The sequence below is a fragment of the Pyxidicoccus sp. M6 genome, from assembly GCF_055568925.1.
In genome coordinates this window covers 10,869,293-10,893,853 of the sequence record NZ_CM145714.1, presented here as the reverse complement: position 1 = coordinate 10,893,853, position 24,561 = coordinate 10,869,293, and the positions used below count along the sequence as shown (strand labels likewise).

The 24,561-nt window shown below is 69.8% G+C and carries 19 protein-coding genes; 4 read left to right on the top strand and 15 right to left on the bottom strand.

The window, feature by feature from the left end; translation table 11 throughout:
* Positions 1 to 3: 3 nt before the first annotated feature.
* The 8 genes from nrfD to ACVTJA_RS42580 form a co-directional block, all read right to left on the bottom strand.
* Entirely contained in the window at positions 4 to 1,443 is a 1,440-nt protein-coding gene (nrfD, locus tag ACVTJA_RS42615) for an NrfD/PsrC family molybdoenzyme membrane anchor subunit (RefSeq protein ID WP_465829292.1), read from the bottom strand.
* Positions 1,444 to 1,445: 2 nt separating this feature from the next.
* Entirely contained in the window at positions 1,446 to 4,652 is a 3,207-nt protein-coding gene (locus ACVTJA_RS42610; protein ID WP_465840652.1) for a TAT-variant-translocated molybdopterin oxidoreductase, read from the bottom strand.
* A complete protein-coding gene (locus ACVTJA_RS42605) occupies positions 4,649 to 5,311 on the bottom strand; it encodes a cytochrome c3 family protein (protein ID WP_465829290.1) in 663 nt (220 codons plus the stop codon). Before ACVTJA_RS42605 ends, ACVTJA_RS42610 begins: the two co-directional genes overlap by 4 nt.
* 505 nt (positions 5,312 to 5,816) lie before the next feature.
* On the bottom strand, positions 5,817 to 6,179 hold the full coding sequence (locus ACVTJA_RS42600; RefSeq protein WP_465829288.1) for an HNH endonuclease: 363 nt from the start codon (positions 6,177 to 6,179) through the stop codon (positions 5,817 to 5,819).
* 1 nt (position 6,180) lies between these two features.
* Complete coding sequence (pdeM, locus tag ACVTJA_RS42595; RefSeq protein WP_465829287.1) at positions 6,181 to 6,834, bottom strand: ligase-associated DNA damage response endonuclease PdeM; 654 nt, start codon at positions 6,832 to 6,834, stop codon at positions 6,181 to 6,183.
* Positions 6,804 to 9,416, bottom strand: coding sequence for a ligase-associated DNA damage response DEXH box helicase (locus ACVTJA_RS42590; protein ID WP_465829285.1), 2,613 nt, complete (start codon positions 9,414 to 9,416; stop codon positions 6,804 to 6,806). The genes pdeM and ACVTJA_RS42590 overlap by 31 nt, the downstream gene beginning before the upstream one ends.
* Positions 9,403 to 10,998, bottom strand: a complete 1,596-nt coding sequence (locus ACVTJA_RS42585; protein ID WP_465829284.1) for an ATP-dependent DNA ligase — start codon at positions 10,996 to 10,998, stop codon at positions 9,403 to 9,405. The genes ACVTJA_RS42590 and ACVTJA_RS42585 overlap by 14 nt, the downstream gene beginning before the upstream one ends.
* A gap of 3 nt (positions 10,999 to 11,001) precedes the next feature.
* Positions 11,002 to 12,015: a ligase-associated DNA damage response exonuclease gene (locus tag ACVTJA_RS42580; protein ID WP_465829282.1), complete on the bottom strand. Its 1,014-nt coding sequence runs from the start codon at positions 12,013 to 12,015 to the stop codon at positions 11,002 to 11,004.
* A gap of 202 nt (positions 12,016 to 12,217) precedes the next feature.
* On the opposite strand from ACVTJA_RS42580, the gene ACVTJA_RS42575 reads away from it, so the two are divergent.
* Genes ACVTJA_RS42575 through ACVTJA_RS42565 form a run of 3 tightly spaced genes read left to right on the top strand, consistent with a single transcriptional unit; the run spans position 12,218 to position 15,223 of the window.
* The gene (locus tag ACVTJA_RS42575; RefSeq protein ID WP_465829281.1) at positions 12,218 to 13,147 is read left to right on the top strand and encodes an SH3 domain-containing protein; all 930 of its coding nucleotides are present in this window, start codon (positions 12,218 to 12,220) and stop codon (positions 13,145 to 13,147) included.
* Between the two features lie 22 nt (positions 13,148 to 13,169).
* Complete coding sequence (locus ACVTJA_RS42570) at positions 13,170 to 14,663, top strand: anthranilate synthase component I family protein (protein WP_465840651.1); 1,494 nt, start codon at positions 13,170 to 13,172, stop codon at positions 14,661 to 14,663.
* Positions 14,660 to 15,223, top strand: coding sequence for an anthranilate synthase component II (locus ACVTJA_RS42565; protein WP_465829280.1), 564 nt, complete (start codon positions 14,660 to 14,662; stop codon positions 15,221 to 15,223). The genes ACVTJA_RS42570 and ACVTJA_RS42565 overlap by 4 nt, the downstream gene beginning before the upstream one ends.
* 73 nt (positions 15,224 to 15,296) lie before the next feature.
* Here the strand turns inward: ACVTJA_RS42565 and ACVTJA_RS42560 are convergent, their stop codons facing one another.
* Both ACVTJA_RS42560 and ACVTJA_RS42555 read right to left on the bottom strand, forming a co-directional pair.
* Positions 15,297 to 17,012 carry a GMC oxidoreductase gene (locus tag ACVTJA_RS42560; protein ID WP_465829279.1) on the bottom strand — a complete coding sequence of 572 codons (1,716 nt, stop codon included), beginning with the start codon at positions 17,010 to 17,012 and terminating at the stop codon, positions 15,297 to 15,299.
* Between the two features lie 283 nt (positions 17,013 to 17,295).
* Positions 17,296 to 17,889 (bottom strand): histidine phosphatase family protein, encoded by a 594-nt coding sequence (locus ACVTJA_RS42555; RefSeq protein ID WP_465829277.1) that lies wholly within the window; start codon positions 17,887 to 17,889, stop codon positions 17,296 to 17,298.
* 179 nt (positions 17,890 to 18,068) lie between these two features.
* On the opposite strand from ACVTJA_RS42555, the gene ACVTJA_RS42550 reads away from it, so the two are divergent.
* Positions 18,069 to 20,051: an OPT family oligopeptide transporter gene (locus ACVTJA_RS42550; protein ID WP_465829275.1), complete on the top strand. Its 1,983-nt coding sequence runs from the start codon at positions 18,069 to 18,071 to the stop codon at positions 20,049 to 20,051.
* A 50-nt stretch (positions 20,052 to 20,101) separates the two neighbouring features.
* On the opposite strand, the gene trpA is transcribed toward ACVTJA_RS42550, so the two are convergent.
* The 5 genes from trpA to trpD are packed head-to-tail and all read right to left on the bottom strand — an operon-like array spanning position 20,102 to position 24,559.
* Positions 20,102 to 20,893 (bottom strand): tryptophan synthase subunit alpha, encoded by a 792-nt coding sequence (gene trpA / locus ACVTJA_RS42545; protein ID WP_465829273.1) that lies wholly within the window; start codon positions 20,891 to 20,893, stop codon positions 20,102 to 20,104.
* Entirely contained in the window at positions 20,890 to 22,095 is a 1,206-nt protein-coding gene (gene trpB / locus ACVTJA_RS42540; RefSeq protein WP_465829271.1) for a tryptophan synthase subunit beta, read from the bottom strand. The genes trpA and trpB overlap by 4 nt, the downstream gene beginning before the upstream one ends.
* Before the next feature lie 3 nt (positions 22,096 to 22,098).
* Complete coding sequence (locus ACVTJA_RS42535) at positions 22,099 to 22,737, bottom strand: phosphoribosylanthranilate isomerase (RefSeq protein ID WP_465829269.1); 639 nt, start codon at positions 22,735 to 22,737, stop codon at positions 22,099 to 22,101.
* Positions 22,734 to 23,492, bottom strand: a complete 759-nt coding sequence (locus ACVTJA_RS42530) for an indole-3-glycerol phosphate synthase TrpC (RefSeq protein ID WP_465840649.1) — start codon at positions 23,490 to 23,492, stop codon at positions 22,734 to 22,736. The genes ACVTJA_RS42535 and ACVTJA_RS42530 overlap by 4 nt, the downstream gene beginning before the upstream one ends.
* A gap of 50 nt (positions 23,493 to 23,542) precedes the next feature.
* Positions 23,543 to 24,559 carry an anthranilate phosphoribosyltransferase gene (gene trpD, locus ACVTJA_RS42525; protein ID WP_465829267.1) on the bottom strand — a complete coding sequence of 339 codons (1,017 nt, stop codon included), beginning with the start codon at positions 24,557 to 24,559 and terminating at the stop codon, positions 23,543 to 23,545.
* Positions 24,560 to 24,561: the final 2 nt, after the last annotated feature.

Genomic DNA, 24,561 nt, shown 5'->3' with positions numbered 1-24,561 from the left:
GCTCTAGTGGGCTCCGTGGGTGAGGGTGCCAGCGCCGGCTTCCGCACCGTCGTGCGCGTTCAGGTGGGCGGCGTGCTTGAGCTCGAGCTGGAGCTCCTTCACCTCGCTCACGGCGACCGCGGGCACGAACTTCAGGAAGAGGAGGAACAGGGTGCCGAACAGGCCCAGCGTGCCGATGTAGATGCTCCAGTCCACCCAGGTGGGCGCGTAGATGCCCCACGACGAGGGGAGGAAGTCCTGGCTGAGCGAGGTGACGATGATGATGAAGCGCTCGCACCACATGCCGATGTTCACCATGATGGAGGCCACCCACATGATGGGGATGCTGGTGCGGCACTTCTTGAACCAGAAGATGTTCGGCGTGATGACGTTGCAGGCAATCATCAGCCAGTACACGCCGGCGTAGGGGCCCGTGGCGCGGTTCACATAGAAGGTCCAGTACTCGTACTGGTTCTGCGAGTACCAGGCGATGAAGTGCTCCATCATGTAGCCGTAGGACACGATGAGGCCCGTCGCCAGGATGACCTTGTTCATGTTCTCCAGGTGGCGGTCCGTAATCACGTCCCGCAGGCCCAGGTACTTGCGGGCCGGCACCATGAGCGTAATCACCATCGCGAAGCCGCTGAACACGGCGCCGGCCACGAAGTAGGGCGGGAAGATGGTGGCGTGCCAGCCGGGGAGCAGCGACACGGCGAAGTCGAAGGACACGATGGTGTGCACCGAGACCACCAGCGGCGTGGAGAGGCCGGCCAGCAGCAGGTACGCAATCTTGTAGTTGTGCCAGTGACGGCCCGAGCCGCGCCAGCCGAGGCTGAAGAGGCCGTAGATGAGGCGCTGCGCCTTCGTCTTGGACGAGTCACGCAGGGCGGCCAGGTCCGGGATGAGGCCCACGAACCAGAACAGCGCGGACACCGTGAGGTACGTGGAGATGGCGAACACGTCCCACACCAGCGGGGAGCGGAACTGCGGCCACGCGCCCAGGGTGGAGGGGTACGGGAACAGCCAGAAGGCGAACCAGGGGCGGCCGGTGTGGAGCAGCGGGAAGAGACCCGCGCACATGACGGCGAACAGCGTCATGGCCTCCGCGAAGCGGTTGATGCTCGTGCGCCACTTCTGCTGGAAGAGCAGGAGGATGGCGGAGATGAGCGTACCGGCGTGGCCGATACCGACCCACCAGACGAAGTTGATGATGTCGAAGGCCCAGCCGACGGGCTGATTGTTGCCCCACACGCCGATGCCGCGCGCCAGCGTGTAGGTGACGCCGATGACGAGCAGGCCGAGGGCGCTGAGCGTCAGGCCGAAGAGCATGAACCAGCCCTTGCCCGGCTTGGCCCAGACGTGGGCCAGGAGCGTCTCGTTGAGCGAAGCGTCGTCGTGGTGCCGCGCGACGAGGTCCCGCGGCTCAAGCGGGTCGAGCGGAGCGGTGATAGCAGTCTCAGCCATGATTAGTGGCTCCCTTGGGTGGCCGCTTCAGGCTTCGCGGGCTCGAGGGCGGGGTTGGGGTTGCGCACGCGGATGAGGTGCGAGGTACGCGGGCGGGTGCCCAGCTCGTGGAGCAGCTTGTACGCGCGCTCGGTGTTCTGGAGCTGCGACACGCGCTGCTGCGGGTCGTTGAGGGAGCCGAAGGTGATGGCCTGCGTGGGGCAGGTCTGCTGGCAGGCCGTCATCAGCTCCTTCTCCTGGATGAGGCGCTTCTCCACCCGGGCGTTGATGCGCACGCGCTCGATGCGCTGGACGCAGTACGTGCACTTCTCCATGACGCCGCGGTTGCGGACCGTCACGTCCGGGTTCATCAGCATCTTCTCGGTGGAGGTCTTGCCGGAGGTGTAGTGCAGGTAGTTGAAGCGGCGGACCTTGTACGGGCAGTTGTTGGAGCAGTACCGCGTACCGACGCAGCGGTTGTACACCATGTCGTTGAGGCCCTCGTCCGAGTGCACGGTGGCGTTCACCGGGCAGACGTACTCGCAGGGGGCCTTCTCGCAGTGCACGCACATCACCGGCTGCATGACCATCTTCGGGTTCGGGTCCAGCTGCTTCTTGGCCTCGTACTCCGGCGCGTCCACGAAGTAGCGGTCGATGCGCAGCCAGTTCATCTCGCGGCTGCGGGCCACCTGCTCCTTGCCCACGACGGGGATGTTGTTCTCCGCCTGGCAGGCCACCACGCACGCGCTGCAGCCGGTGCAGCGGGACAGGTCGATGGCCATGCCCCACTTGTAGCCGTTGCCGTAGTCGTACCCGGGCAGGTTGTCCTGGATGCCCGGCTTCAGCTCGCCCTTCACGCGCTCGAGGATGTGCTCCGTCTCCTTGGACGGGTGCTCCAGCTCGGACACCGGCATGTCCAGCGCCACGGGGCGGCCTTCCATGCGCCAGTGCGTCTGCGTGAGGCTGAACTTGTAGCTGCCCTTGGCCGGGGTGAGGGTGGCGCCGCCGTCGAACCAGGGAGCGGCGGTGCGGCGCAGGACGTTGGCGTTGAAGCCCACGCCCTTGGCCACCACCTCGTGCAGGCCGTTGCGGCCGTAGCCCAGCGCCACCGTGACGGTGTCGTCGGCGTGGCCGGGAACAATCCACACCGGCACCGTCAGCTTCTGGCCGCCGTAGCTCAGCTCGGCGAGGCTGCCCGGCTGCAGGTCCTTCAACTTCTTCGCCGTCTCCGGGCTGATGAGGGCCGCGTTGTCCCACACCATCTTGGTGATGAGCTCGGGCAGCTCCTGCAGCCAGGCGTTGTTGGCGAAGCGGCCGTCGAAGACCTTGTAGTCGTGGACGAAGTTGATTTCGAGCTCACCGGCCGCGGGCGGGTTGTAGCCCGTCACCAGCGCGGTGGCCGCGCCGAAGTCCGGCGTGCCCGTGGCGGCGGCGGAGGCGGTGCCGGGGATGATGCCCTCGGACACCCACGTCTCCCAGCGGGTCTCGAAGTCCGCCGCGGCGGCGCCGGACTGGCCCTGCCAGTACTCGCGCAGCAGCTGGTACGCGGGGCGGTAGGACTCGGCGAGGAAGAGCGCCAGCAGCTCGGACTCCGGCACGCCGTTGAAGAGCGGCTGGATGAGCGGCTGGGCGATGGCCACCGTGCCGTCGGCCGCGCGGCCGTCGCTCCACGTCTCCAGCGGGTGCGCCGCGGGGACGAACCAGTCCACGTACTGGCTGGTCTCGTCCTCGTAGAGGCCCGTGTAGAGCACGGAGAGCTTCGCGCGGTCCGTGTTGGTGGCCGGGTTCAGCAGCTCGGCCAGGCCCGCGTCGCCGGGCAGCGAGTAGACAGGGTTCCACGAGGTGATGACCAGCGTGTCCACGCGGCCGGCCTTGATGTCCTCCACCAGGGCGCGCACCTGCGAGAGGCCGGTGGCCTCCGCCACGGGGGCCGCCACGTAGTGGACGGTGGTGCCGGTGTTGCCGAGCGCCGCGTTGATGGCGTGGGCCAGGACGTGGACCGCGGCGGGCTGGCGCTCGCCGGCGACGACCAGGGTGCGGCCGGGCTTGGCGGCGCGCAGGTCCGCGACGACGGCCTGGACCCAGGCGTTGAGGTTGTCGCCGAGCTGCGCCTTGCCGGCGGCGGCACCCGCGACACCCGAGGCCGGGCCGCCAATGGCCTGGGCCACGGCGGCGGCGACGGCGAGCACTTCCGAGGACTTCACGCGCAGGCGGTGGTCCGCCATGCCGCCGGTGATGGAGAAGCGGGCCTCGGCGACGTAGAGCCGGTTGAGGGCGCCGTTCTTCGGGTCGCGGCGGTCCGCGAACTGGCGGGCGTAGGTGAGGTTGGCGGGACGGCTCTCCAGGAAGTCCGCATCCAGCGAGAGGATGATGTCCGCCTGGGAGAAGTCGTAGCGGGCGGAGACGGGCTGGTTGCCGAAGAGGGCGCGGACGGCCTCGGACTCCGCGTCCTGCGTCTGCGCCGTGTAGCTGTAGAAGCGCGCGTTGGGCAGCTTCTTCAGGATGCGGTTGCGCAGGTCGCCGATGAAGGGCGAGTTGATGGGGTCCGTGAGGAAGCGCACGCGGGCGCCGCCGTCGGCCGGGCCGGCCTTGTTGACCAGGTTGGCCGTGTCCTCGGCCAGCACGCGCAGGGCGCGGGGGCTCTTGCCCTGGCGCAGCACGCGGGCGCGGTTCGGGTCATAGAGCGAGAGCAGGTAGGCCTGCTCCCACGGGCCAGCGGAGCCCTGGTTGATGGGGTGCTGGGGGTTGCCCTCAATCTTGATGGGGCGACCCTCGCGGGCGGTGATGAGCAGGCCGGAGGTGTGGCCGGCCAGCGTCATGCCGGACGCGTAGTGGAGCGGGTTGCCCGGGGCCACCTCGGGCGGCGTCTTGGTGTACGGCAGCAGGCGCTCGTCCTGGGGACGGGTGCTGCAGGCCGTGGCGCCGGCCAGGGCCAACGACGCGCCGAGCAGCTGCATGAACTCGCGGCGGACGAAGCCGCTGGGCGGCAGGTCCGCGCCGACGGGGAACTCGGGTCGGGTCTCCTCGAGGTACTCGGGGGTACCGAGGCGCTCCTCGAGGCTGCGCCAGTAGGTCCGGCCGTAGCCGGGCTCGCTGGCGGAGGCGTTGGCGGCGGCGTGCTCCAGCGCCTCACCGACGGCGTCAGCCGCGGGGGCGGGCCGGTCCGAGACGACCGGGAGCGCGAAGGAGGAGGTTTCCTGCGACGGGGCGGCGTCGCGCTTCGTGTTCATCGGTGGCATGTGGAGCAGCTCGTGCGCGAGTGGACGTCGTACTCTTCCTTCAGCTTCTTGCCGAGCGCGGCGGCCTCTGCCTTGTCAGCCGGCGGCGACCAGGTCATCGAGGTGATGAACTCGGCCGGGCGCAGGTTGGGCTCGGGGTTGCGGTGGCAGTCCAGGCACCACGCCATGGTCAGCGGCGCGTGCTGCTCGACGGCGGCCATCTGGTCGATGCGGCCGTGGCAGGTGGCGCAGCCCACGCCCTTGTTCACGTGGATGGAGTGGTTGAAGTAGACGAAGTCCGGCAGGTTGTGGACGCGGACCCAGGGAATGGGCTGGTCCGAGAAGAAGGCCTTGCGGACCTCGACGAGGTACGGGCTCTTGTTCCACACCTGGGCGTGGCAGGACATGCACACCGTGGTGGAGGGGATGCCCGCGGAGGGCGACTTCTCCACCGTCCAGTGGCAGTACCGACAGTCGATCTGCTCGTCACCCGCGTGGTGGCGGTGGTCGAACTCGATGGGCTGTTCAATCGGCATCTGCTGGTTGGTGACGTACGGCGAGCGTACGTAGGCCATGAGGCCGCCGATGCCGATGGCGGGCACGGCGAGGAGCGCCGCGGCGGACAGCCGCGACACCGTGTTCGTCCAGCGTGGGAAGAGAGGGCCGCTCATACCAGGACCATGGGCAAGGGGACTTCAGCAACAGCGGTGACAGGAGGGCGAAGGGAGGCGCGTACGTGGCCGGACGCGGGGAGCGAGAGGTCGTTCCCGGCCCTGAAAGGGCGGGCGGGCGGCGGCTCCTGGCGCGCGGAATCCGAAGCAGTCACGTCCAACGAAACCTCTATGCGAAGCGCCGTGGGCGGGGCCCTCCTCCTTCTCCCAACCCTGACGCGGCGCGGGACCATCATTCATCGACACGGCAGTGTCAACCATTCTGATGTAACGACAGTCGGATACCACTTTCGCGTGCGGAGGCGGCAGGTTGCGGTCGGGAGGAGATGAATCTCTCTTCTACGGGGCGGAAGGGGCGTTTGAGCGGCAGCATGTCCGGGAGGATCAACGCGCTCCCCCGGCGCCCAGAGACGACAGCTTCCAGCGCACGCGGCGTGAGACAGCGGACGTCTTGCTACAGGCGGTGACAGAGGAAGTCATCCGCTTCATCAGCGCCTGGATGCCCTCACTCCGTGTCTTCTACGTCCGGTTCGCGCCAGCGTTCGCGGCGCCGGGCCAGGAGCTTCTCCACCAGTTCCCGGGCGCGCGCGTCGCGGCGGTACTTCACGTCGTGGCGGCTCTTGCCCTGGTTGCAGCGGGCACAGGCCAGGCCGAGGTTGGTGAGCGCGTCGGTGCCGCCAGCCGTCTGCGGGAGGATGTGCTCGATGGTGGCGCGGCTGATGGGCTCGCCATCCAGGCCCACCCAGAGGTACGTGTTGCAGTGCAGGCACTTGCCCACCCACGCCTCGCGGCCGCGGTGCTCGCTGCGCTCGAAGGTGGTGTCGGTGGCGATGATGCCGAGGATGCGGCGGCGCTTGGCGGTGCTCATCCTACACCTCGACGACGGCGGGTTCGGCGATGGCGAAGACGCGCTCGCCGGAGCGGCGAGAGACGTTGAGCCCTCCGGTGAAGGCGCTGAAGGCAGGCAGCACGCCCACGTCGCGGCCCACATGGAAGCAGGGCAGACGGAGGCTGTCTCCTCCACCGGACAGTCGCACCATGGGATGGAGGTGGCCCGCCCACACGTAGCGGCCGGGCGTGGGCTCCGGGTGGTGGGCGAAGCGGAAGGGGCCCTCGTCGGCGTGGGACTCAAGGACCTCGAGGCGCCACTCGAGAGGAAGCGTCTTCACGTGGCGGTCGTGGTTGCCGCGCACCAGCACCAACTCCACGGAGGCGTGGGACTCGCGCCAGGCGGCGAGCCGCTGGACGAGCGCGGGCGTCAGCCCCTGGCGGGAGTGGATGAGGTCGCCCAGGAGGAGCAGGCGGCGAGCGCCGGTGGAGGTGAGGGCGGCGGACAGGCGCGCGAGGTCATCCTCCAGGACGCCGCCGGGCAGGGGGATGCCGTGCTGCTGGAAGCTCTCCGTCTTGCCCCAGTGCAGGTCCGCGACGGCGAGGACTCCGGCCTCGGGCCAGTGCAGGGCGCGCTCGGGGAGCAGCTCCAGGAGGGTGCCGCCTACGCGGACCTGGCATCGTCTCGCGTCCATCGCTCCTTCAATCGCTCCACGCGCTCCAATAGAGACTCGTTGGAGACGCTGGCGCTGATGCGCTCGACGACGAGCGGGAAGCCCAGGGGCGTGGGCCTGCGCACGTGGACGAGCTCCACGGGGCTCTTCTCCAGGCGCTCCAGCGTGCGGCCCAGGCGGCCCTGCTCGAATTGCTGCTCCAGCACCTCGCGGCGGGCCTGGACGAGGAGGAGGTTGTCCGGGTCGTACTTGAGGAAGACGTCATAGAGGAGCGAAGAGCTGGCCTGCACCTGCCGCGTCGACTTGCGCGCCCCGGGCAGCCCCGGCAGCACCAGCCCCGCCACGCGGGCGATGTCGCGGAACTGGCGCTTCGCCAGCTCGCTGACGTTGACGCTCTCCAGCACGTCCTCCACCAGACGCTCGCGGGTGAAGAGGGCGGGGCGCAGTGCCTCCTCGAAGGGGAAGGGCGCCGGGGTCAGCAGCTCCAGGCCGTAGTCATTCACGGACAGGCTGAAGGTGGCCTTCTGCAGACGCGTGAGGCGCAGGGCGAGCAGTGCGGCCAGGCCCTCGTGTACCAGCCTCCCCTCGAACGGGTAGAGGAAGAGGTGGTGGCCGTCGCGCGTCTCGCATACCTCCGCGAGCAGCGTGCCTGCCGCGGGGATGCGAGACAGCCGCTCCTGCGCTTCCAGCACGGGCCAGGCGGCGGCGAGCTCGTCGGTGGTGACGTCACCGTGGCGGGCGCTGTCGAGGGTGCGGCGCACGGCGTGGGCCAGTGAGCTGGAGAGCGGCAGGCGGCTGCCATTCCAGCGCGGTGTCTGCGTGGCCTTCGCCTTCGCGGGCTTCACGTAGGCCGTCATGTCCTTGAAGCGGCTGAACTCCAGCCGCTTGCCCGCGAAGAGGAAGGTGTCACCGGGCCTGAGCCGGCTGATGTACGCCTCCTCGATGTTGCCCAGCTTGCCGCCGCTCCAGTAACGCAGTTGCACCACCGCGTTGGATGTAATGGTGCCGATGTTGAGGCGGTGCAGGCGGGCGATGCGCGCGTCGGCGACGGTGAAGCGGCCCTCATGCTCAACCACGCGGCGGAACTCCGGATAGGCGCGCAGCGTGAGGCCTCCCTCGCGCACCAGGGCGAGCGTCCACTCGAACTCATCGTCGGTAAGGTGCGCGTAGGCGGCGGCGGTGCGGACCTCGTCGCGCATGGCTTCTCGCGTGAAGCCTCCACCCATGGCGCACGTCACCAGGTGCTGCGCGAGCACGTCCAATGGCTTCCCCGGTGGCGTGCGCGGTTCCACTTCGCGGCGGAGGATGGCGTCCCTGGCAGCGGCCATCTCCACCAGTTCCAGCGCGTGTGTGGGGACGAAGAGGATGTGGCACGTGGCACCGGGGCGGTGTGCGCTGCGGCCCGCGCGCTGCATCGTCCGGCCGATGCCCTTGGGGCTGCCCACCTGCACCACGCGCTCCACGGGCCCGAAGTCCACGCCGAGGTCGAGCGACGACGTACACACCACGATTCGCAGTGCGCCGTCCTTGAGGCCGGCCTCCACGCGCTCGCGCTCCTCGCGGTCGATGGAGCCGTGGTGCAGCGCGACGAGGTGCTCCCACTCTGGGCGGGCGAAGCGCAGACCCTCGAACCAGCGCTCCGCCTGCGAGCGCGTGTTGGTGAAGACGAGCGTGGGCTGCTCCGGGTCCAGCCACGCGGCCGCGCGCGCCAACATGGAGAAGCCCAGGTGGCCGGACCAGGGGAAGCTGTCCACCGAGTCCGGCAGCAGCGTGTGCACCGCCACCGGGCGCTCCAGGTCCGCGCTCACCAGTGTTGGCTCCTGGCTGGTGCCCACGACGTGACGCGCGGCCTCGTCCAGGTTGGCCAGCGTGGCGGACAGGGCCCACGTGCGCGTCTCCGGAGCGAAGCGGCGCAGGCGGGCCAGGGCCAGCTCCATCTGCGTGCCGCGCTTGGAGCCGAGCAGTTCATGCCACTCGTCCACGATGACGGAGCGCAGCGAGGAGAACAGCTCCGAGGCGCGCTCGTTGGAGAGGAGGAGTGAGAGGGATTCCGGCGTGGTGATGAGCACCTCGGGCAGGCGTTCTCGCTGGCGCTGGCGCACGGAGGAGGACGTGTCTCCGGTGCGGCTCTCCACGTCGATGTCCGCGTCCAGCACGCGCAGCGGCTCCAGCAGGGCCTTCTCCACGTCGCGTGACACCGCGCGCAGTGGCGTCACGTAGAGGACCTGGAGTCCCTTCTGGCCGCGCTCCGCCACGTCCGCGAGCGGAGCGATGTAGGCCGCGTAGGTCTTTCCCGCGCCCGTGGGCACGTGGATGAGGCCGCTCTCTCCGCGTGCGTACGCGGCCCAGGCCTCCTCCTGGAACGCGTATGGCGTCCAGCCTTTCGATGCGAACCAGCCGCGCAGCCGCTCCATGGGCGTTCCCATCTGCGGCGTGGTGGTTGCGGTGCTCTCCGCTGCGCGGCGGCGTCTGACAGTGCGGCGGCGTTTCTTCGCGGGAGGGCCCTGCATCGCGGGGGCTCCGCCGCCTTCGTTGCCGGAGCGCAGCGCCTTCCTACGAGCGGCAATCTGGGCCCTCAGGCTTCGCGACCTACCGGCTGGCATGGAGCAACTCCTTCAGCGAGTCCAGCGTGTCCGCGTCCTGGGGCTTCTTGTCCGTGCGCCAGCGGGCGATGCGCGGGAAGCGCAGCGCCACGCCCGACTTGTGACGCGGCGAGGTCTGGATGCCCTCGAAGTGCAGCTCGAAGACCTGCTCCGGCTCCACCGAGCGCACCGGCCCGTACTTCTCCTTCGTGTGCGCGCGAATCCACCGGTCCAGCCGGCCAATCTCCTCATCCGTCAGGCCGGAGTACGCCTTCGTCACCGGCTGCAGCTCCGTGCCGTTCCACACCGCGAAGGTGTAGTCGGTGTACAGCGATGAGCGCCGGCCATGGCCTGGGTGCGCGTAGAGCAGCACCGCGTCCACGGTGAAGGGGTCTATCTTCCACTTCCACCAGTCGCCCCGCTTGCGCCCCGTGAGGTACGCGGAGTCGAGGCGTTTGAGCATGAAGCCTTCGACGTTGCGCTCACGCGCTTCGCCTCGCACCTTCGCCAATTCCTCCCACGTCGACGCCTGCACCGCCGGAGAGATGGGAAAGCGCGGCCGGTCCTTCAGCAGCGCCTCCAGCTTCGCGCGCCGCTCGCGCAGGGGCAGCTCGCGCACGTCCTTTCCACCCAGCTCCAGCAGGTCATAGGCGATGAAGGCCGCGGGCGCTTCCGCGAGCACCTTCGGCGTCAGCTTCTGCCGGCCGATGCGCCGCTGGAGCTGCGCGAAGGGCAGGGGCTTGCCGTCTTCATACGCGAGCACCTCGCCATCCAGCACCGTGCCCTCGGGCAGCGCGGCGGCTCCCTCGGTGATTTCGGGGAAGCGCTCGGTGATGAGCTCCTCGCCCCGGCTCCACAAATACACGCCCCCCTGTCTGCGAATGAGCTGCCCACGGATGCCGTCCCACTTCCATTCCACCAGCCAGTCCGCGCGGTCTCCCAGGGACTCGGGCGGCTGCTCCAGCGGCGAGGCCAGATAGAAGGGGTAGGGCCGCGAGCGGTCTCCATCCGAGACATCCGGCGACACGAGCTGCTTGAAGAAGCCCGGTGTCGGCGTCCACGTGCCCATCAGCCGGTGCGCCACGCTGGGCGGCGGCAGTCCCGCCACCTGCGCCACCGCGCGAATCACCAGCGTCGCGGAGACGCCTACGCGCAGCTCGCCGGTGAGCATCTTGTTGAGCAGGAACAGCTCGCGCCGGGGCATGGCCCTCCACCACGACACCACGCGCTCGCGCTGCTCGGTGACGTCCAAATCCCTCAGCGGCAGCAGGCGCTGCTCCAGCCAGACGGAGAGGGGCAGTTCCTCGGGCTCCGTCGGCCGCTCCAATCCATCGAGCAGCAGGGCGATGACCTCCGCGAGGTCTCCCACGGAGGCGTAGACCTCCTCGAAGAGCCAGCCGGGAATGCCTGTCAGTTCCTGCGTCCACCCCACCAGCAGCTTCGTGGTGAGCAGCCGCTTCAGCTTCTGTCCCGTGAGGAAGTACAGCGCCCATGCCGCGTCCTCGGGGGGCGCTTCCTTGAAGTAGCGCACCAGCGCGTCCACCTTCGCGTTCGTGGACGTCGTCTGGTCCAGTGCTTCGTAGAGGTCCGCCAGTCGCCTCACACGTCAGTCCTCCGCCTCGCCCTCGAAGGGCGTGGCCAGGGGCGCCGCGTCCACGCCGGCATCTCTCAGGTAGTGCGCCAGCGGCTCCGAGTAGCCGTGCGTCACCAGCACCCGCTCCGCCCGCGTATCCGCCACCGTGCGCAGCAGGTCCGGCCAGTCCGCGTGGTCCGACAGCACGAAGCCACGGTCGAATCCGCGCCGGCGCCGGTTGCCTCGCACCCGCATCCACCCGGACGCGAATCCCGTCTCGTGCTCACCGAAGCGGCGCATCCACGTGGAGCCGCCCGCGCTCGGTGGTGCCAGCACCAGCGCTCCCGCGAAGGACGTGCCCTTCTCCACCTCCGACACCAACTGTGTCGGAAGCATGTGCACGCCCGCGTCGCGATACACCTCGATGAGGCTGTTGAGGGCGCCGTGCACGAACACCGGCCGGTCCGTCAGCCGTGCAAGCTCCGCGAGGATGCGCTGCGCCTTGCCCAGCGCGTAGCAGAACAGCACCGCGGAGCGCCCCGACTCGCGGTTGGTGTGCCACCACTTCAGGATGTCCTCCGCCACGAGGCGCGTGTCGTCCCAGCGATAGATGGGCAGGCCGAACGTCGCCTCGGTGATGAAGGTGTTGCAGCGCACCACCTCGAAGGGCGCGCACGTCGGGTCCGGCGCGCGCTTGTAGTCGCCGGACACCACCCAGACCTCGCCCTTGTGCTCGATGCGAATCTGCGCGCTGCCCAGCACGTGGCCCGCTGAGTGGAAGCTCACGGTGACGTCATGGATTGTCAGCCGCTCGCCATACTCCAGCGTGTCGATGGTTGCGTCCGAGCCCAGCCGCCGGTGCAGCAGCCCCTCGCCTGCTCGGGCGCCCAGGTAGCGGCGGCTGCCACTGCGAGCATGGTCTCCGTGCGCGTGCGTGATGAGGGCTCGCTCCACGGGACGCCAGGGGTCGATGTGGAAGTCTCCGGGTGCGCAGTACAGCCCCTGCGGCGTCACCGTGATGAGCGGGAAGGGATGGGAGGCGCTCAAAGCCTCATTCAGATAGCGAGGCAGCCTGATGGTGGCCACCCGAGGTGTGTGTCCTCCCTACGGACCATTGCCTCCCGGCATGCCCCTCTGGCACTCACGTGTCACAAGGGGCGGAAGGACGCCCTTTGGGAATATCCCGTCCCCTTGGATGGATGTGCCGGACGTGGGATGACACCAGCACCTCCTGCCTGGATGCTTTCGCATGACGCCCGCCCTGTTGCTGTCGCTCGTCCTCTCCCAGTCGCCCGAGCCCGAGCTCCACTACACGGCCAGAGCCCTGGATGAGGGCGCAGACCCGGCGAAGCGCGCCCTGGACAGCTATGACTTCACGACGTTCGAGCCGTCCGGCAAGGCGGAGCGTCTCTATGTGGGCGTGGACGAGGCCAACCTCCGCGAGACGGCCGCCGCGGATGGAACCGTCGTCACCACGCTGCCGCTGGGCGCCGCCGTGCGCGTGCTGAAGCGTGGGCCGGAGCGTCTCAAGGTGGGGGAGTACGTCAACCACTGGTACATGGTGGAGTACCTCGACCCGGCGGCCGACAAGCTCTTCAAGGGCTGGCTCTTCGGCAACACGCTCACGCCGTTCCGCTTCGAGGCCGACTTCGACAACGACGGCGAGCAGGAAGTGGCCACGGTGGTGATGAGCGGCGACTTCAAGATTCGCGTCCGCGTGCTGGAGCCGAACGTGAAGCCGCCCCGTCGTGTCAGCAGCGTAGACATCGTTCCCGCGGGCCAGGCCTACATGAGCGTGGACGGCGGGGCCGCGAAGGTGGCGCTCGTCCCGGCGAAGACGGCGGGGCTGGCGCTGGTGCAGGTGGACTCGGCGCCCGAGGCGTGCAGCGACTACAGCACCACGTACGTGAGCTACACGGTGCCGGGGAAGAAGAAGGGTGTGCTGGGCAAGGCGAAGCTGGCGTTGGAGGTGGGGGGGCTGTCGGATCCGCCCAGCGTCTCCTCGTTCAAGGTCGCCTTCCAGCCGAAGCAGCAGGGCCTCACGGTGGTCCGTACGAACAGTGAGGAGGATGAGTCGGGCAAGGAAGTGAAGACGACGGAGCGCACGAAGTACAAGCTCGCCGATGGCGTCTTCTCCGAGGTGAAGGCCTCGGGCGCCATGGCGGAAACGAAGCCCTAGAAGGGCAGAGCCAGTCATGAAGATGGATGCACAGGAGCGGAAGTCGGCCTATCGCCAGCTCGCGGAGAAGGGCGAGGCGGTGCCGGTGTCGGTGGAGCTGCCAGCAGACCTGGATACGCCGCTGTCGGCGTACCTGAAGCTGGGCGGCGGCTCGCGCGGCTTCATCCTCGAGTCCTGCTACGGCGGGGAGCGCTTCGGGCGCTACAGCCACGTGGGCTCGCAGCCGGCCGGGCGCGTGCGCCTGGACGCTACCGGAGCCACGTTGTGGCGTGGCTCACGCGAGGAGCGCCGTGAAGGCAAGCCCCTGGACGTCCTGCGCACGTTGTGGCGCGAGCTCGCCGTCGCACGTCTTCCGGGCGAGGCCCCGTTCCTGGGCGGGCTCGTGGGCTACATGGGCTACAACTGCTTCTCGTGGCTGGAGCCCACCGTGCCGGACCGGCACGCGCGCGATACTTCATTTCCGGACTCGGAATGGCTTATCTGCGAGGACTTCGTCACCCATGACTCGCGCACGGGCACGCTGAAGGCCACGGCCATCGCACGGCCCTCGATGCATGGCAGCTCGGCCGCCGCGTTGAAGGACGCGGAGGAGCGCGCGCAGGCGCTGGCGGACAAGCTCCTCAAGCCGCTGCCTCCGGAGGCGTATGCGCCCGGTCCTCGCATGCGCGGTGATACGGCGCCTGTCGCCTGCTGGGACCGCGCCGGCTACGAGGCCGCGGTGGAGCGGGCGAAGGAGTACATCCGCGCGGGAGACATCTTCCAAGTGGTGCTCGCCCGGCGCTTCGAGGCGCTCGGTGCGCCTCCGCCGCTGTCGCTCTACCGGGCCCTGCGGCGCGTGAACCCCTCGCCGTACCTGTTCCTCGTGGAGCTGGGTGAGGCGCGTGCATTGGTGGGCGCTTCGCCGGAGCTGCTCGTGCAGGTGCGCGACGGCGACGTGGTGGTGCGGCCGCTGGCCGGTACCCGCCGTCGTGGCGCTACCGAGGCCGAGGACCTGGCGCTGGAGAAGGAGCTCCTCGCCGACGAGAAGGAGCTGGCCGAGCACGTGATGCTCGTGGACCTGGGCCGCAACGACGTGGGCCGCGTGGCGGCGCCGGGCTCGGTGCGTGTCGAGGACATGAAGGTCATCGAGCGCTACAGCCACGTGATGCACATCGTCTCGCAGGTGCGCGGGAAGCTGGACTCGAAGTACGACGCGCTGGACGCGCTGGCCAGCACGTTCCCCGCGGGCACCGTGTCGGGCGCTCCGAAGATTCGCGCGATGCAGATCATCGACGAGCTGGAGCCGCAGCGGCGCGGGCCGTACGCGGGCGCGGTGGGCTACCTGTCCTTCTGCGGCACGCTGGACGTGGCCATTGCCCTGCGGACCTTCTTCGTGGACGGGGACAGGACGATGTGGACCTCGGGCGCGGGCCTGGTGGCGGACTCGGTGCCGTCGAAGGAGGCGGACGAGACGGAGGCCAAGGCCGGTGCCATGGCCGCCGCGCTCCGCCTGGCTCGCGAGGGAGGTGGCCGGTGATTCTCGTCATCGACAACTACGACTCGTTCACCTTCAACCTCGTCCAGTTGCTGTACACGCTGGGCGCCGAGGTGAAGGTGGTGCGCAATGACGCGCTCGACGTCGCGGGTGTGGCGGCGACGGGGGCTTCGCACCTCGTCATCTCTCCAGGGCCGTGCACGCCGCACGAGGCCGGTGTCAGCGTCGCGGCAATTGCCCAGTCCCGCGTGCCGGTGCTGGGCGTGTGTCTGGGACACCAGTCCATCGGCGCGGCATTCGGTGGGAAGGTGATTCGCGCTCCGGAGCCGGTGCACGGGAAGGCGGCTCAAATCCAGCACGGCAACACGGGCGTGTTCACGGGCGTGAGCCAGGGCTTCACGGCGGCGCGGTACCACTCGCTCATCGTCGAGGCGTCCACGCTGCCCTCGGGCCTGGAGGCCACCGCGTGGAGCCAGGACGGGCTCATCATGGCGCTGCGTCACCGCACGAAGCCCGTGGTGGGCTTCCAGTTCCACCCCGAGAGCGTGCTGACTCCCGAGGGGCCGAAGCTGGTGAAGAACTTCCTCGACGGAAGGCTGTAGGCGTCAGACGCGGTACTTCACCCGGGCCATCGATGGAATGAATGGCCCGGGTGGGGCGCGTGGCCCGTTCCTGCTAGCGCACGGACGCCACGGGGAGCCGGGTCGTCGTGGCGGCGTCCGCCGTTCCGGTCGTCGCGACGGCGCGGCCGGCGAGCTGGTCTGCCAGGTGCTGCGTCAGGGCGACCATGGTCATGGTGGGGTTCCAGGAGCCTCCCGCGGGCCAGAGGCCTCCGCCCGTGACGTAGACGTTGTGGACTCCCCGGGGCCGGTAGTCCAGCCCGACCACCGCTTCTTCACCCTCACCAATCCACAGGGTGGAGCCCTCGTGGACCAGCCCCGGCACCCGGCGCTGCTCGCGGGGCGGACGCTCCTTCTGCCACGTGCCCTCGTTGGGCGCTCCATGCCAGTACTCGACGTGGGAGCCGCCCTGCGGAGACAGGGCCAGCTCCAGCATCTGGAAGGTCCCCTCATCCATGGTGTCCCACGTCGCGCGGTCCGTCTCATTGGCCAGGACCTGCAGCATCACGTTCGTGGTCGGGTCCTTCTCCCCGTCCAGGCGCAGCCAGTTGTCGCGGTTGCGGAAGTCCAGCTCCCCCAGCACCGCGCAGACGAAGACGAGGTATTCCTTGGAGCTCTTGAGCTGCGTGGGCGAGGCCGTCGCCACCACGTCGGGCATGTACCGGGCCGCTCGCTGGGCATTGCGCTCGGGTTCCTTGTCGGAGAGCACCGAGAGCTGGACGTGGTACTGCATTCCACTCTGGGCATTCGTCCCGGCCATGTAGATGGCGGCCAGCTCCATCTCCGCCAGCTTGCTCGCGAACGCGTAGTCCTTCCTCGGCACCCGGGCCACCACCGAGGTGATGAAGTGCGCGGTGAAGCGCGTGCCCGCGTGCTTCACCTGGGGGAACGAGTTCAGGAGCAGCGTGGTGGGTGGGAGGGTGCCCATGGCCAGCACCAGCTTCGCGTTGCCCAGGTTGACGACGCCTCGTGACGTCTCGAGCGCCGTCGCCACGCCGTCCTGCTGGCGGATGCGGTTCACCACGCAGTCCGTCACGATTCTCATCGGGCTCCCGGTGCCCTCCGCGCTCAGCGCGGCCTGGCGGGTCGCCAGGTCGAGCAGCGGCGCGGGCGTGGAGAACTTCGCGAAGTCGAGGCCCTCCTGGATGCCCGCCCCCACCGCGATGGGCGCGGCCATGGAGCGCGTCGCGGAGGTGATGCGCCCCAGATTCTCGGCGAGCATGGACTGCAGCTTCTTCTGCATGACGCCGTAGATGGGCCGCTGCCTGGACGTCTTCGCCAGCGTCACCTCGTCGAGGTCGTTGTCGATCTTGTCCGCGGGGATGACGTTGAGCAGCCGCTCGGCGTCGGGGAAGCGCTCCTCGGCCTCGCGGATGATTTCCTCGGGCCAGTACTCCATCTCCTCCCGTGTGGGGCGCGGGCACCAACTGCTCCACTGGATGCTGCGGCCACCGAAGAACGGCACCATCCCGTGCTGGAAGCCGATGTTTCCGGGCGGCTGCCCCGCGGTCCTGGCCGACAACGTCCAGGGGAATGTCTCGCTCAGTCCCCCCAGGGTCTGCTGATAGGGCAGCGGCAGGTTCTGGAAGTGCTCCGGGAGGAAGAAGGGGCCCCGCTCAATCAGCAGGATGCGGCTGTTGGGATTGTGCTTGTAGGTCCGCTCCGCGAAGGCCAGTCCACAGGGGCCGCTGCCGATGATGATGTAGTCGAACCGCTCGAGCTCGCGGACCTCCTTCCAGGCTTCCTCCGTGAGGAAGTACACGTGGTCCATGATTTTCTGCGGCGTCGGCGACTGGGGCCCCGGTGCCGGAAACCCATAATTGAAGTTCGGTGACGACGAGACAGCGCTCATAGACCCCCCGGGCCCGCGTATGTGGTGGATGGCTGCGAGTGGCTGTCTTGGAATGCGTGAGCACAAAGACAGCCATGTCCGGGATACACCAGAGTCCAGGCCGGGCCCGAGTCGAGAGCGTGTATCGCGGCGGAGTCCGGCCTGGAGGGTCAAGCCATGAACCGACTGCCCGCCAAGAGTCTTAAGGGGAAACCGCAACCCCTCAGCGCAGGTGCGTCATGTCATTCCAGGTGACGATGACGGGCTGCGTGCCGTCACCGTCGAGGCTGAGGACGCTGATGGACGCGGTGCCCAGCATGAACATCCGCCCGCAGTCCGGGGGCAGGCCCAGCCACCGCGCCGCGAGCACCCGCAGCAGGTGGCCGTGGGCGAAGATGAGCACGTCGCCATGGACCCCGCGGACTTCCGCGATGACGCGGTCCACGCGGGCGCCCACGTCCGCAGCCTTCTCTCCGTTGGGCGCTCCATCCTTCCACAAAGCCCAGCCCGGGCGTTCCTTGCGGATGTCGTCTCCGGTGCGGCCCTCGTAGTCGCCGTAGTCCCACTCCATGAGGTCATCCCGCTTCCGGGCCACGTCGCCGTAGCCGGCCAGCGCGCACGTCTCCGCTGCGCGGCTCAGCGGGCTCGTCCACACCTGAGCGCAGTGCCAGGCCTTCAGCGGCTCCGCGAGCAGTCGGCCCATCCTCCGCCCGTCTTCGAGCAACGGGATGTCCGTGCGGCCCGTGTGCTGGCCACTCCGGCTCCACTCCGTCTCACCGTGACGGACGAGCACCAACTGGGGACCTCGGGTCTTCATGGCGCGCATCGTGCCAGACGGCGCTCCGGAGGACCCGTGTCTTCCGCGTGGGAGCGCACGAGGCTGGACAGTCTCGCGCGGGCGGCTGACAAATACGCATCCGCACGGGACGCCTGTATCCTCGGCGCCATTTCTCTCCGAGCCGCCGTCCAGGGCTTCCCCGTGAAGGAGCGCTCCACTTGAACACCGTCACATCTTCCCAGCCGAAGGAGATAACCCTGCGCGGGGTGACCCTCGGGGTCCTCATCACGCTGGTGTTCACCGCGGCGCAGGTCTACCTGGGCTTGAAGGTCGGCCTCACCTTCGCGACCTCCATCCCCGCGGCGGTCATCTCGATGGCGCTCCTGAGCGCCTTCAAGAACGCCACCATCCAGGAGAACAACATCGTCCAGACGCTGGCCTCGGCGGCGGGCACGCTCGCGTCCGTCATCTTCGTCCTGCCCGGCCTGTTGATGACCGGCTGGTGGACCGACGTGCCGTTCTGGCCGACGTTCGGCGCGTGTGCGACTGGCGGCGTGCTCGGCGTGATGTACACCGTGCCGCTGCGTCGCGCGCTGGTCTCCGCCTCCGACCTTCCCTATCCCGAAGGCGTGGCGGCCGCCGAGGTGCTCAAGGTCGGCACCTCCTCGCGCTCCGGTGCAACCGAAGGCAAGGCCGGCCTCATGTCCGTCATCTGGGGCAGCATTGCCTCGGCCCTGTTCGCGGCGGCCGCGGCCGCCAGGCTGATGGCGGGTGAGGTGGCCGGGTATTTCAGGGTGGGCGGTGGCGCCACCGGCATCGGTGCCGCCAGCTCACTGGCGCTCATCGGCGCGGGACACCTGATGGGCATCACGGTCGGCATCGCGATGCTGGCCGGTCTGGTGATTGCGTGGGGCATCCTGGTTCCGGTCCTCACGTCCATGACCCCGATGCCGGACGCCACGGCGTCGGAGCACGCGCTGCGCGTCTGGAGCTCGCAGGTGCGCATGCTCGGCGCCGGCGCCATCGGCGCGGCGGCCATCGTGACCCTGGCGGGGCTCGCGAAGCCGGTCATCGGTGGCCTGCGGTCCGCGCTGGAGACGGCGCGGCGTGCCGGGACGCAGGGCCAGGCGCTCGAGCGCACGGAGCAGGACCTGCCCATCCGCACGGTGGGGCTGGTGACGCTGCTCTCCCTGGTGCCGGCCGGCTGGCTCCTGGCGAGCTTCCTCCAGGGCACCGTGCTGGCGCACCTGAGCGTGCCGCTGGTCGCCGTGGGCATCGGCTATGTCCTGCTCGCGGGCATCTGTGCCGCCGCCGTCTGCGGCTACATGGCCGGCCTCATCGGCTCGTCGAACTCGCCTGTCTCGGGCATCGCCATCCTGACCATCCTGGGCGCCGCGCTCAGCGTCGGCGTCGTCGGACGGCAGGTGACAGGGCCCGAGGCGGCCCCCGCGCTGGTGGCGTTCGCGCTGTTCGTCACCACGGTGGTGCTGGCCGTGGCCGTCATCGGCAACGACAACCTGCAGGACCTGAAGACGGGCCAGTTGGTGGACGCGACGCCCTGGAAGCAGCAGGTGGCCCTGCTCATCGGCGTGGTCGCCGGCTCGGCCGTGGTTCCGCCTGTGCTGGCGCTGCTGAACAGGGCCTACGGCTTCGCGGGTGCACCCAACTCCAATGCCATCTCGGCGCAGCCGCTGGCCGCGCCTCAGGCGACCCTGATTTCAACCCTGGCCAAGGGCGTGATTGGCGGCAACCTGCGGTGGGACCTCGTGCTGTGGGGGGCCGCGCTCGGCCTGACCCTGGTTGTCATCAACTTCGTGGTGAAGAAGGCCAGCAATGGCCGCTACAGCCTGCCGCCGCTGGGCGTGGGCCTCGCCATCTACCTGCCCAGCACCGTCACGGCGCCGGTGGTCGTGGGCGCGCTGGCGGGCTGGGCCTTCGAGCGCGCGGCGAGCAAGCGGAGCTGGGGCGAGGCCGCCAACCGCCTGGGCGTGCTCGTCATGTCCGGCTTCATCGTGGGCGAGAGTCTGTTCAACGTCGCGCTGGCCGGGTTGATTGTCTCGACGGGCAAGGGCGAGCCGCTGGCGCTGCCGCTCGAGCTGGGGGAGGTGCCGGCCATGCTCATCGCGGTGGTGCTCGGCGCCATCGCGGTGGGCGGGCTGTACCGCTGGGCGGCACGGACGGCGCTCCGCATCTCGACCTGAGTCTCCGCGAGAGGGGCGGGTGGAACCGCCCCTTTCTCAGCGCCCGCTGCTCAGCGCTTGAGGCCGCGCTTGATGTCCGCGCACAGCGCCTTCGCCGCGCTCGGCCCGTCCGCGTGCGCGGCACGCACCAGCGCGCTGCCCACCACCACGCCGTCCGCGTGCGCCGACAGCGTGCGCGCCTGCTCCGCCGTGGAGATGCCGAAGCCCGCCACCACCGGCACCGGTGATGCCTTGCGCACCAGGTCCAACCGCTGTGACAAGTCCGCCGGCAATTCCGCGCGCATGCCCGTCACACCGGCCACGGACACGCAGTAGACGAAGCCACGCGCTTCGCGGGCAATCGCCTCGGCGCGGGGCTTCGGCGTGGTGGGCGCGCACAGCGGAATCAGGTCCACGCCCGCCGCGTCGAACGTCGCTCGCAGGTTCGCGCTCTCCTCGGGCGGTAGGTCCGGGAGAATCGCTCCGGACACGCCGCGCTCGCGCGCCAGCTTCGCGAAGCGCTCCTCGCCCATGGCCATGATGACGTTGACGTACGTCATGATGACCAGCGGCGTCTGCGGGCAGCGCTTGCGCACCTCGGGCACCACCTCGTCCAGCACGCGCTTCAGCGTGGAGCCCGCCTTCAGCGCGCGCTCGGAGGCGCCCTGGATGACGGGGCCGTCGGCAATCGGGTCGCTGAACGCCACGCCGATTTCGATGATGTCCGCGCCACCCTCCACCAGCGCGGCGAACACGTCCACCGAGCGCGGCAGGTCCGGGTCTCCCGCCATGGCGTATGCCACCAGGACGCCCTCGCCCCGCGCCTTCGCCTTCACGAAGGCCTGCGCAATCTCTCCGCTCACGAGTTCACCCCCACCGGCGGCGGCACTCCGCGCGCGGAAATGGTGGCCACGTCCTTGTCGCCGCGGCCCGAGCAGTTGATGACCAGGTACTTGCCCCTGCCCAGCTCGCGCGCCAGCTCGCGGCCTCGCGCGAAGGCGTGGGACGTCTCCAGCGCGGGGAGGATGCCCTCCGTGCGCGCCACCTCGTAGAAGGCCGCCAGCGCCTCGTCGTCCGTGGCGGTGCGCACCTCCATCCGCCCCGTCTTCGCCAGGTACGCCAGCTCCGGCCCCACGCCCGGGTAGTCCAGGCCGGCGGAGATGCTGTGCGCCTCCTGAATCTGGCCGTCCTCGTCCTGGAGCACCAGCGAGCGCGAGCCGTGCAGCACGCCCTCCGTCCCCAGCGTCAGCGACGCGCCGTGCTGCTTCGTATCCAGCCCGTGGCCTCCGGCCTCCACGCCGACGAGCCGCACGTCCTTGTCGCCGATGAACGGGTGCAGCACGCCAATCGCATTCGAGCCGCCGCCCACGCACGCGATGATGGCGTCCGGCGGCTTCCCGAAGGCAGCCTGTGCCTGCGTGCGCAGCTCCTTGCCGATGACCGACTGGAAGTCGCGCACAATCGTCGGATACGGATGCGGGCCCGCCGCGCTGCCGATGACGTAGTGCGTGTCCGCCACCTGCGACACCCAGGTGCGCATGGCCTCGTTCATCGCGTCCTTCAGCGTGCGCGAGCCGGACTCCACCGGCTTCACCACCGCGCCCAGCGCGCGCATGCGGAAGACGTTGAGCGACTGGCGCTCCACGTCCAGCGCGCCCATGTACACCTCGCAGGGCAGGCCGAAGAGCGCGCACGCGGTGGCCGTGGCCACGCCGTGCTGGCCCGCGCCCGTCTCCGCGATGATGCGCTTCTTGCCCATCCTCTTCGCGAGCAGCACCTGGCCCACGGTGTTGTTGATTTTGTGCGCGCCCGTGTGCGCGAGGTCCTCGCGCTTGAGCCACACGTGCGCGCCGCCCCACGCCTCGGTGAGCCGGCGCGCGGGCGTCAGCGTCGTGGGCCGGCCCACGAACTCCTTCAGCACGCGCGCGACTTCCTCCGCGAACGTGGGGTCCGCGCCCGCCTTCGCGTAGGCCTCTTCCAGCTCCAGCAGCGCCGGCACCAGCGTCTCCGGCACGTAACGCCCGCCGTAACGCCCGAAGCGTCCGACGGTGGTCTCCGTGGTCATCGTCTACTCCCAGAGGTTGATGGACTTCGCGAGCCGCACGAAGGCGCGCACCGCGTCCTGGTCCTTGATGCCGGGGGCCGACTCCACCCCACTGGCCACATCCACACCGTACGGCCGCGTCGCCCGCACCGCCTCGGCCACATTGGACGGCTTCAGGCCTCCGGCGACCAGCACGGGCACGCCGATGCCCGTCAGCGAGGCCACCAGCGACCAGTCGAAGCCGACGCCTCCGCCGCCGTACCCGGGAGCCGCTCCGTCCAGCAGCAGCCCCGCCACGTCACCCACGCCCACGTACTCCCGAGCGCGCGCCACGTCTTCCGGCCCACGCACGCGCAGCGCCTTGATGACGGGCACGCCGTAGCCCGAGCAGGCCTCCGGCGGCTCGTCTCCATGGAGCTGCACGGCCGTGAGGCCGCAGTCGCGCACCCTCGCGCGGATGTCTTCGGCGGACGCGTTGACGAACACGCCCACCACCGCGCCCAGGGGAGGGCGCGTGGCGGCCAACTGCGCCGCCTTGACGATGTCCACGTAGCGCGGGGACTTCGCGTAGAAGTTGAGGCCGAGCGCGTCCACGCCCGCCTCCCACGCGGCCTTCGCGTCCTCCAGCCGGGTGACGCCGCATACCTTCACGCGGACGCTCATACGGGGGAGCCCTCCGCGCCGATGAGGCGCCTCAGTGCCCGCCCGGGCTCCGCCTCGCGCAGCAGGGACTCGCCCACCAGCACGGAGTCCGCGCCCGCTTCTCGCGCGGCGACCAGGTCCGCGAGCGTCTTGAGCCCGCTCTCCGCCACGAGTGCGCGGGCACGAGAGCGCAGCCTCGGCATCACCCGCAGCGCCGTGCCCGTGTCCGTCTTCAGCGTGGCGAGGTTGCGGTTGTTGATGCCCACCAGCTCCGCGCCCGCGGCCAGCGCGCGCTCGGCGTGCGCCTCCGTGTGCGCCTCCACCAGCGCGGCCACGCGCACCTCGCGCGCGGTGGCAAGCATCTCCCGCAGCTCGCCGTCCTCGAGCGCGTCCGCGATGAGCAGCACCGCGTCCGCGCCCCACAGCGCGCTCTCCTCCACCTCGCGCGCGGCCACCAGGAAGTCCTTGCGCAGCACCGGGACGGACACCGCCGCCCGCACCGCCACCAGGTCTTCCAGGCTGCCGCCGAAGTCCGGCCCGTCCGTCAGCACGCTGATGGCGCTGGCCCCCGCGGCTTCATAGGCCCGGGCCACCGCCACCACGTCCGCGTGCGGAAACGCGCCGCCCGAGGGGCTCTTGCGCTTCACCTCCGCGATGACGCTCACCGGACGCCCTGGCACCTTCGCCACCAGGGCCTCCGCGAAGTCACGCGGCGCCGGACGCGGGCGCGGCGCCATGGGCGGACGCACGGCCAGCTCCCGGCGCTTGCGCGCCATGATGAGGTCCAGCGTCCCGGAGGACGCCGCCCCTTCCCGCTGTGCCCCGCTCACGACGCGGCCCCGTGCACGAGCGCGTTCAGCTTGCGCAACGCCGCTCCCGAGTCGATGGCGTGCTCCGCCTTCCGCACGCCGTCGCGCAAATCGGACGCGAGCCCCACCACCACCAGCGCCGCCGCCGCGTTGAGCACCACCGCCGTGCGCAGCCCGGAACGCTCCCCGTCCAGCAGCGAGCGCAGCCGCTTCGCGTTCTCGTCCGCGTCGCCGCCGGCGATGGCCTCGCGAGGCACCACGTCCAGCCCCGCGTCCGCAGGCGTCACCGTGAAGGTCCTCACAGTGCCGTCCTCGCGCAGCTCCGCTACCCGCGTGGGCGAACAGGGAGAGATTTCGTCCAGCCCGTCGTCCCCGTGCACCACCCACGCGCGGCGGCTGCCCAGGCGCCCCAGCACGCGCGCCGTCTGCTCCACGCGCCTGCCGTCGAAGGTGCCCAACAGTTGGTAGCGCGCACCGGCCGGGTTGGTCAGCGGACCCAGCAGGTTGAACACGCTGTGGAAGCCCAAATCCCTCCGCGCCTGCGCCACGTGCCTGAGCGCACTGTGGTGCGAGGGCGCGAAGAGGAAGCCCACGCCGTGCTCGTCGATGTCGCGCGCGACACGCTCGTGCGGGCGCTCCATGGAGACACCCAGCGCCGCCAGCACGTCCGCGCTGCCGCAGCGGCTGGAGACGGCGCGGTTGCCATGCTTGGCGACCGTCACCCCCGCCCCGGCGGCCACGAAGGCCACCGCGGTGGAGATGTTGAAGGTGTGCGCCCCGTCACCGCCCGTACCGCACGTGTCGAGCACCACCTCCGCCTTCGGAGCGAGCTTCGCCGCGCAGGCCCGCATGGCCTCCGCCGCGCCGAGGATTTCGTCCTCCGTCTCGCCCTTCATCTTGAGCGCCGTGGCGAGCGCGCCCACCTGGGCAGGCGACGCCTCTCCCGCGAGCATCAGGCCCATGATTCGGGCCATCTCCTCGCGGGTGAGGTCGCGCCGGCCGATGACCTTGCCCAGCGCATCCTTGAGCGTCATGG

Coding starts and splice junctions, on each gene's coding strand:
- nrfD (WP_465829292.1), bottom strand. CDS start 1,443: ATGGCTGAGACTGCTATCACCGCTCCGCTCGACCCGCTTGAGCCGCGG.
- ACVTJA_RS42610 (WP_465840652.1), bottom strand. CDS start 4,652: ATGAACACGAAGCGCGACGCCGCCCCGTCGCAGGAAACCTCCTCCTTC.
- ACVTJA_RS42605 (WP_465829290.1), bottom strand. CDS start 5,311: ATGAGCGGCCCTCTCTTCCCACGCTGGACGAACACGGTGTCGCGGCTG.
- ACVTJA_RS42600 (WP_465829288.1), bottom strand. CDS start 6,179: ATGAGCACCGCCAAGCGCCGCCGCATCCTCGGCATCATCGCCACCGAC.
- pdeM (WP_465829287.1), bottom strand. CDS start 6,834: ATGGACGCGAGACGATGCCAGGTCCGCGTAGGCGGCACCCTCCTGGAG.
- ACVTJA_RS42590 (WP_465829285.1), bottom strand. CDS start 9,416: ATGCCAGCCGGTAGGTCGCGAAGCCTGAGGGCCCAGATTGCCGCTCGT.
- ACVTJA_RS42575 (WP_465829281.1), top strand. CDS start 12,218: ATGACGCCCGCCCTGTTGCTGTCGCTCGTCCTCTCCCAGTCGCCCGAG.
- ACVTJA_RS42570 (WP_465840651.1), top strand. CDS start 13,170: ATGGATGCACAGGAGCGGAAGTCGGCCTATCGCCAGCTCGCGGAGAAG.
- ACVTJA_RS42560 (WP_465829279.1), bottom strand. CDS start 17,012: ATGGACCACGTGTACTTCCTCACGGAGGAAGCCTGGAAGGAGGTCCGC.
- ACVTJA_RS42555 (WP_465829277.1), bottom strand. CDS start 17,889: ATGAAGACCCGAGGTCCCCAGTTGGTGCTCGTCCGTCACGGTGAGACG.
- trpB (WP_465829271.1), bottom strand. CDS start 22,095: ATGACCACGGAGACCACCGTCGGACGCTTCGGGCGTTACGGCGGGCGT.
- ACVTJA_RS42535 (WP_465829269.1), bottom strand. CDS start 22,737: ATGAGCGTCCGCGTGAAGGTATGCGGCGTCACCCGGCTGGAGGACGCG.
- ACVTJA_RS42530 (WP_465840649.1), bottom strand. CDS start 23,492: ATGGCGCGCAAGCGCCGGGAGCTGGCCGTGCGTCCGCCCATGGCGCCG.
- trpD (WP_465829267.1), bottom strand. CDS start 24,559: ATGACGCTCAAGGATGCGCTGGGCAAGGTCATCGGCCGGCGCGACCTC.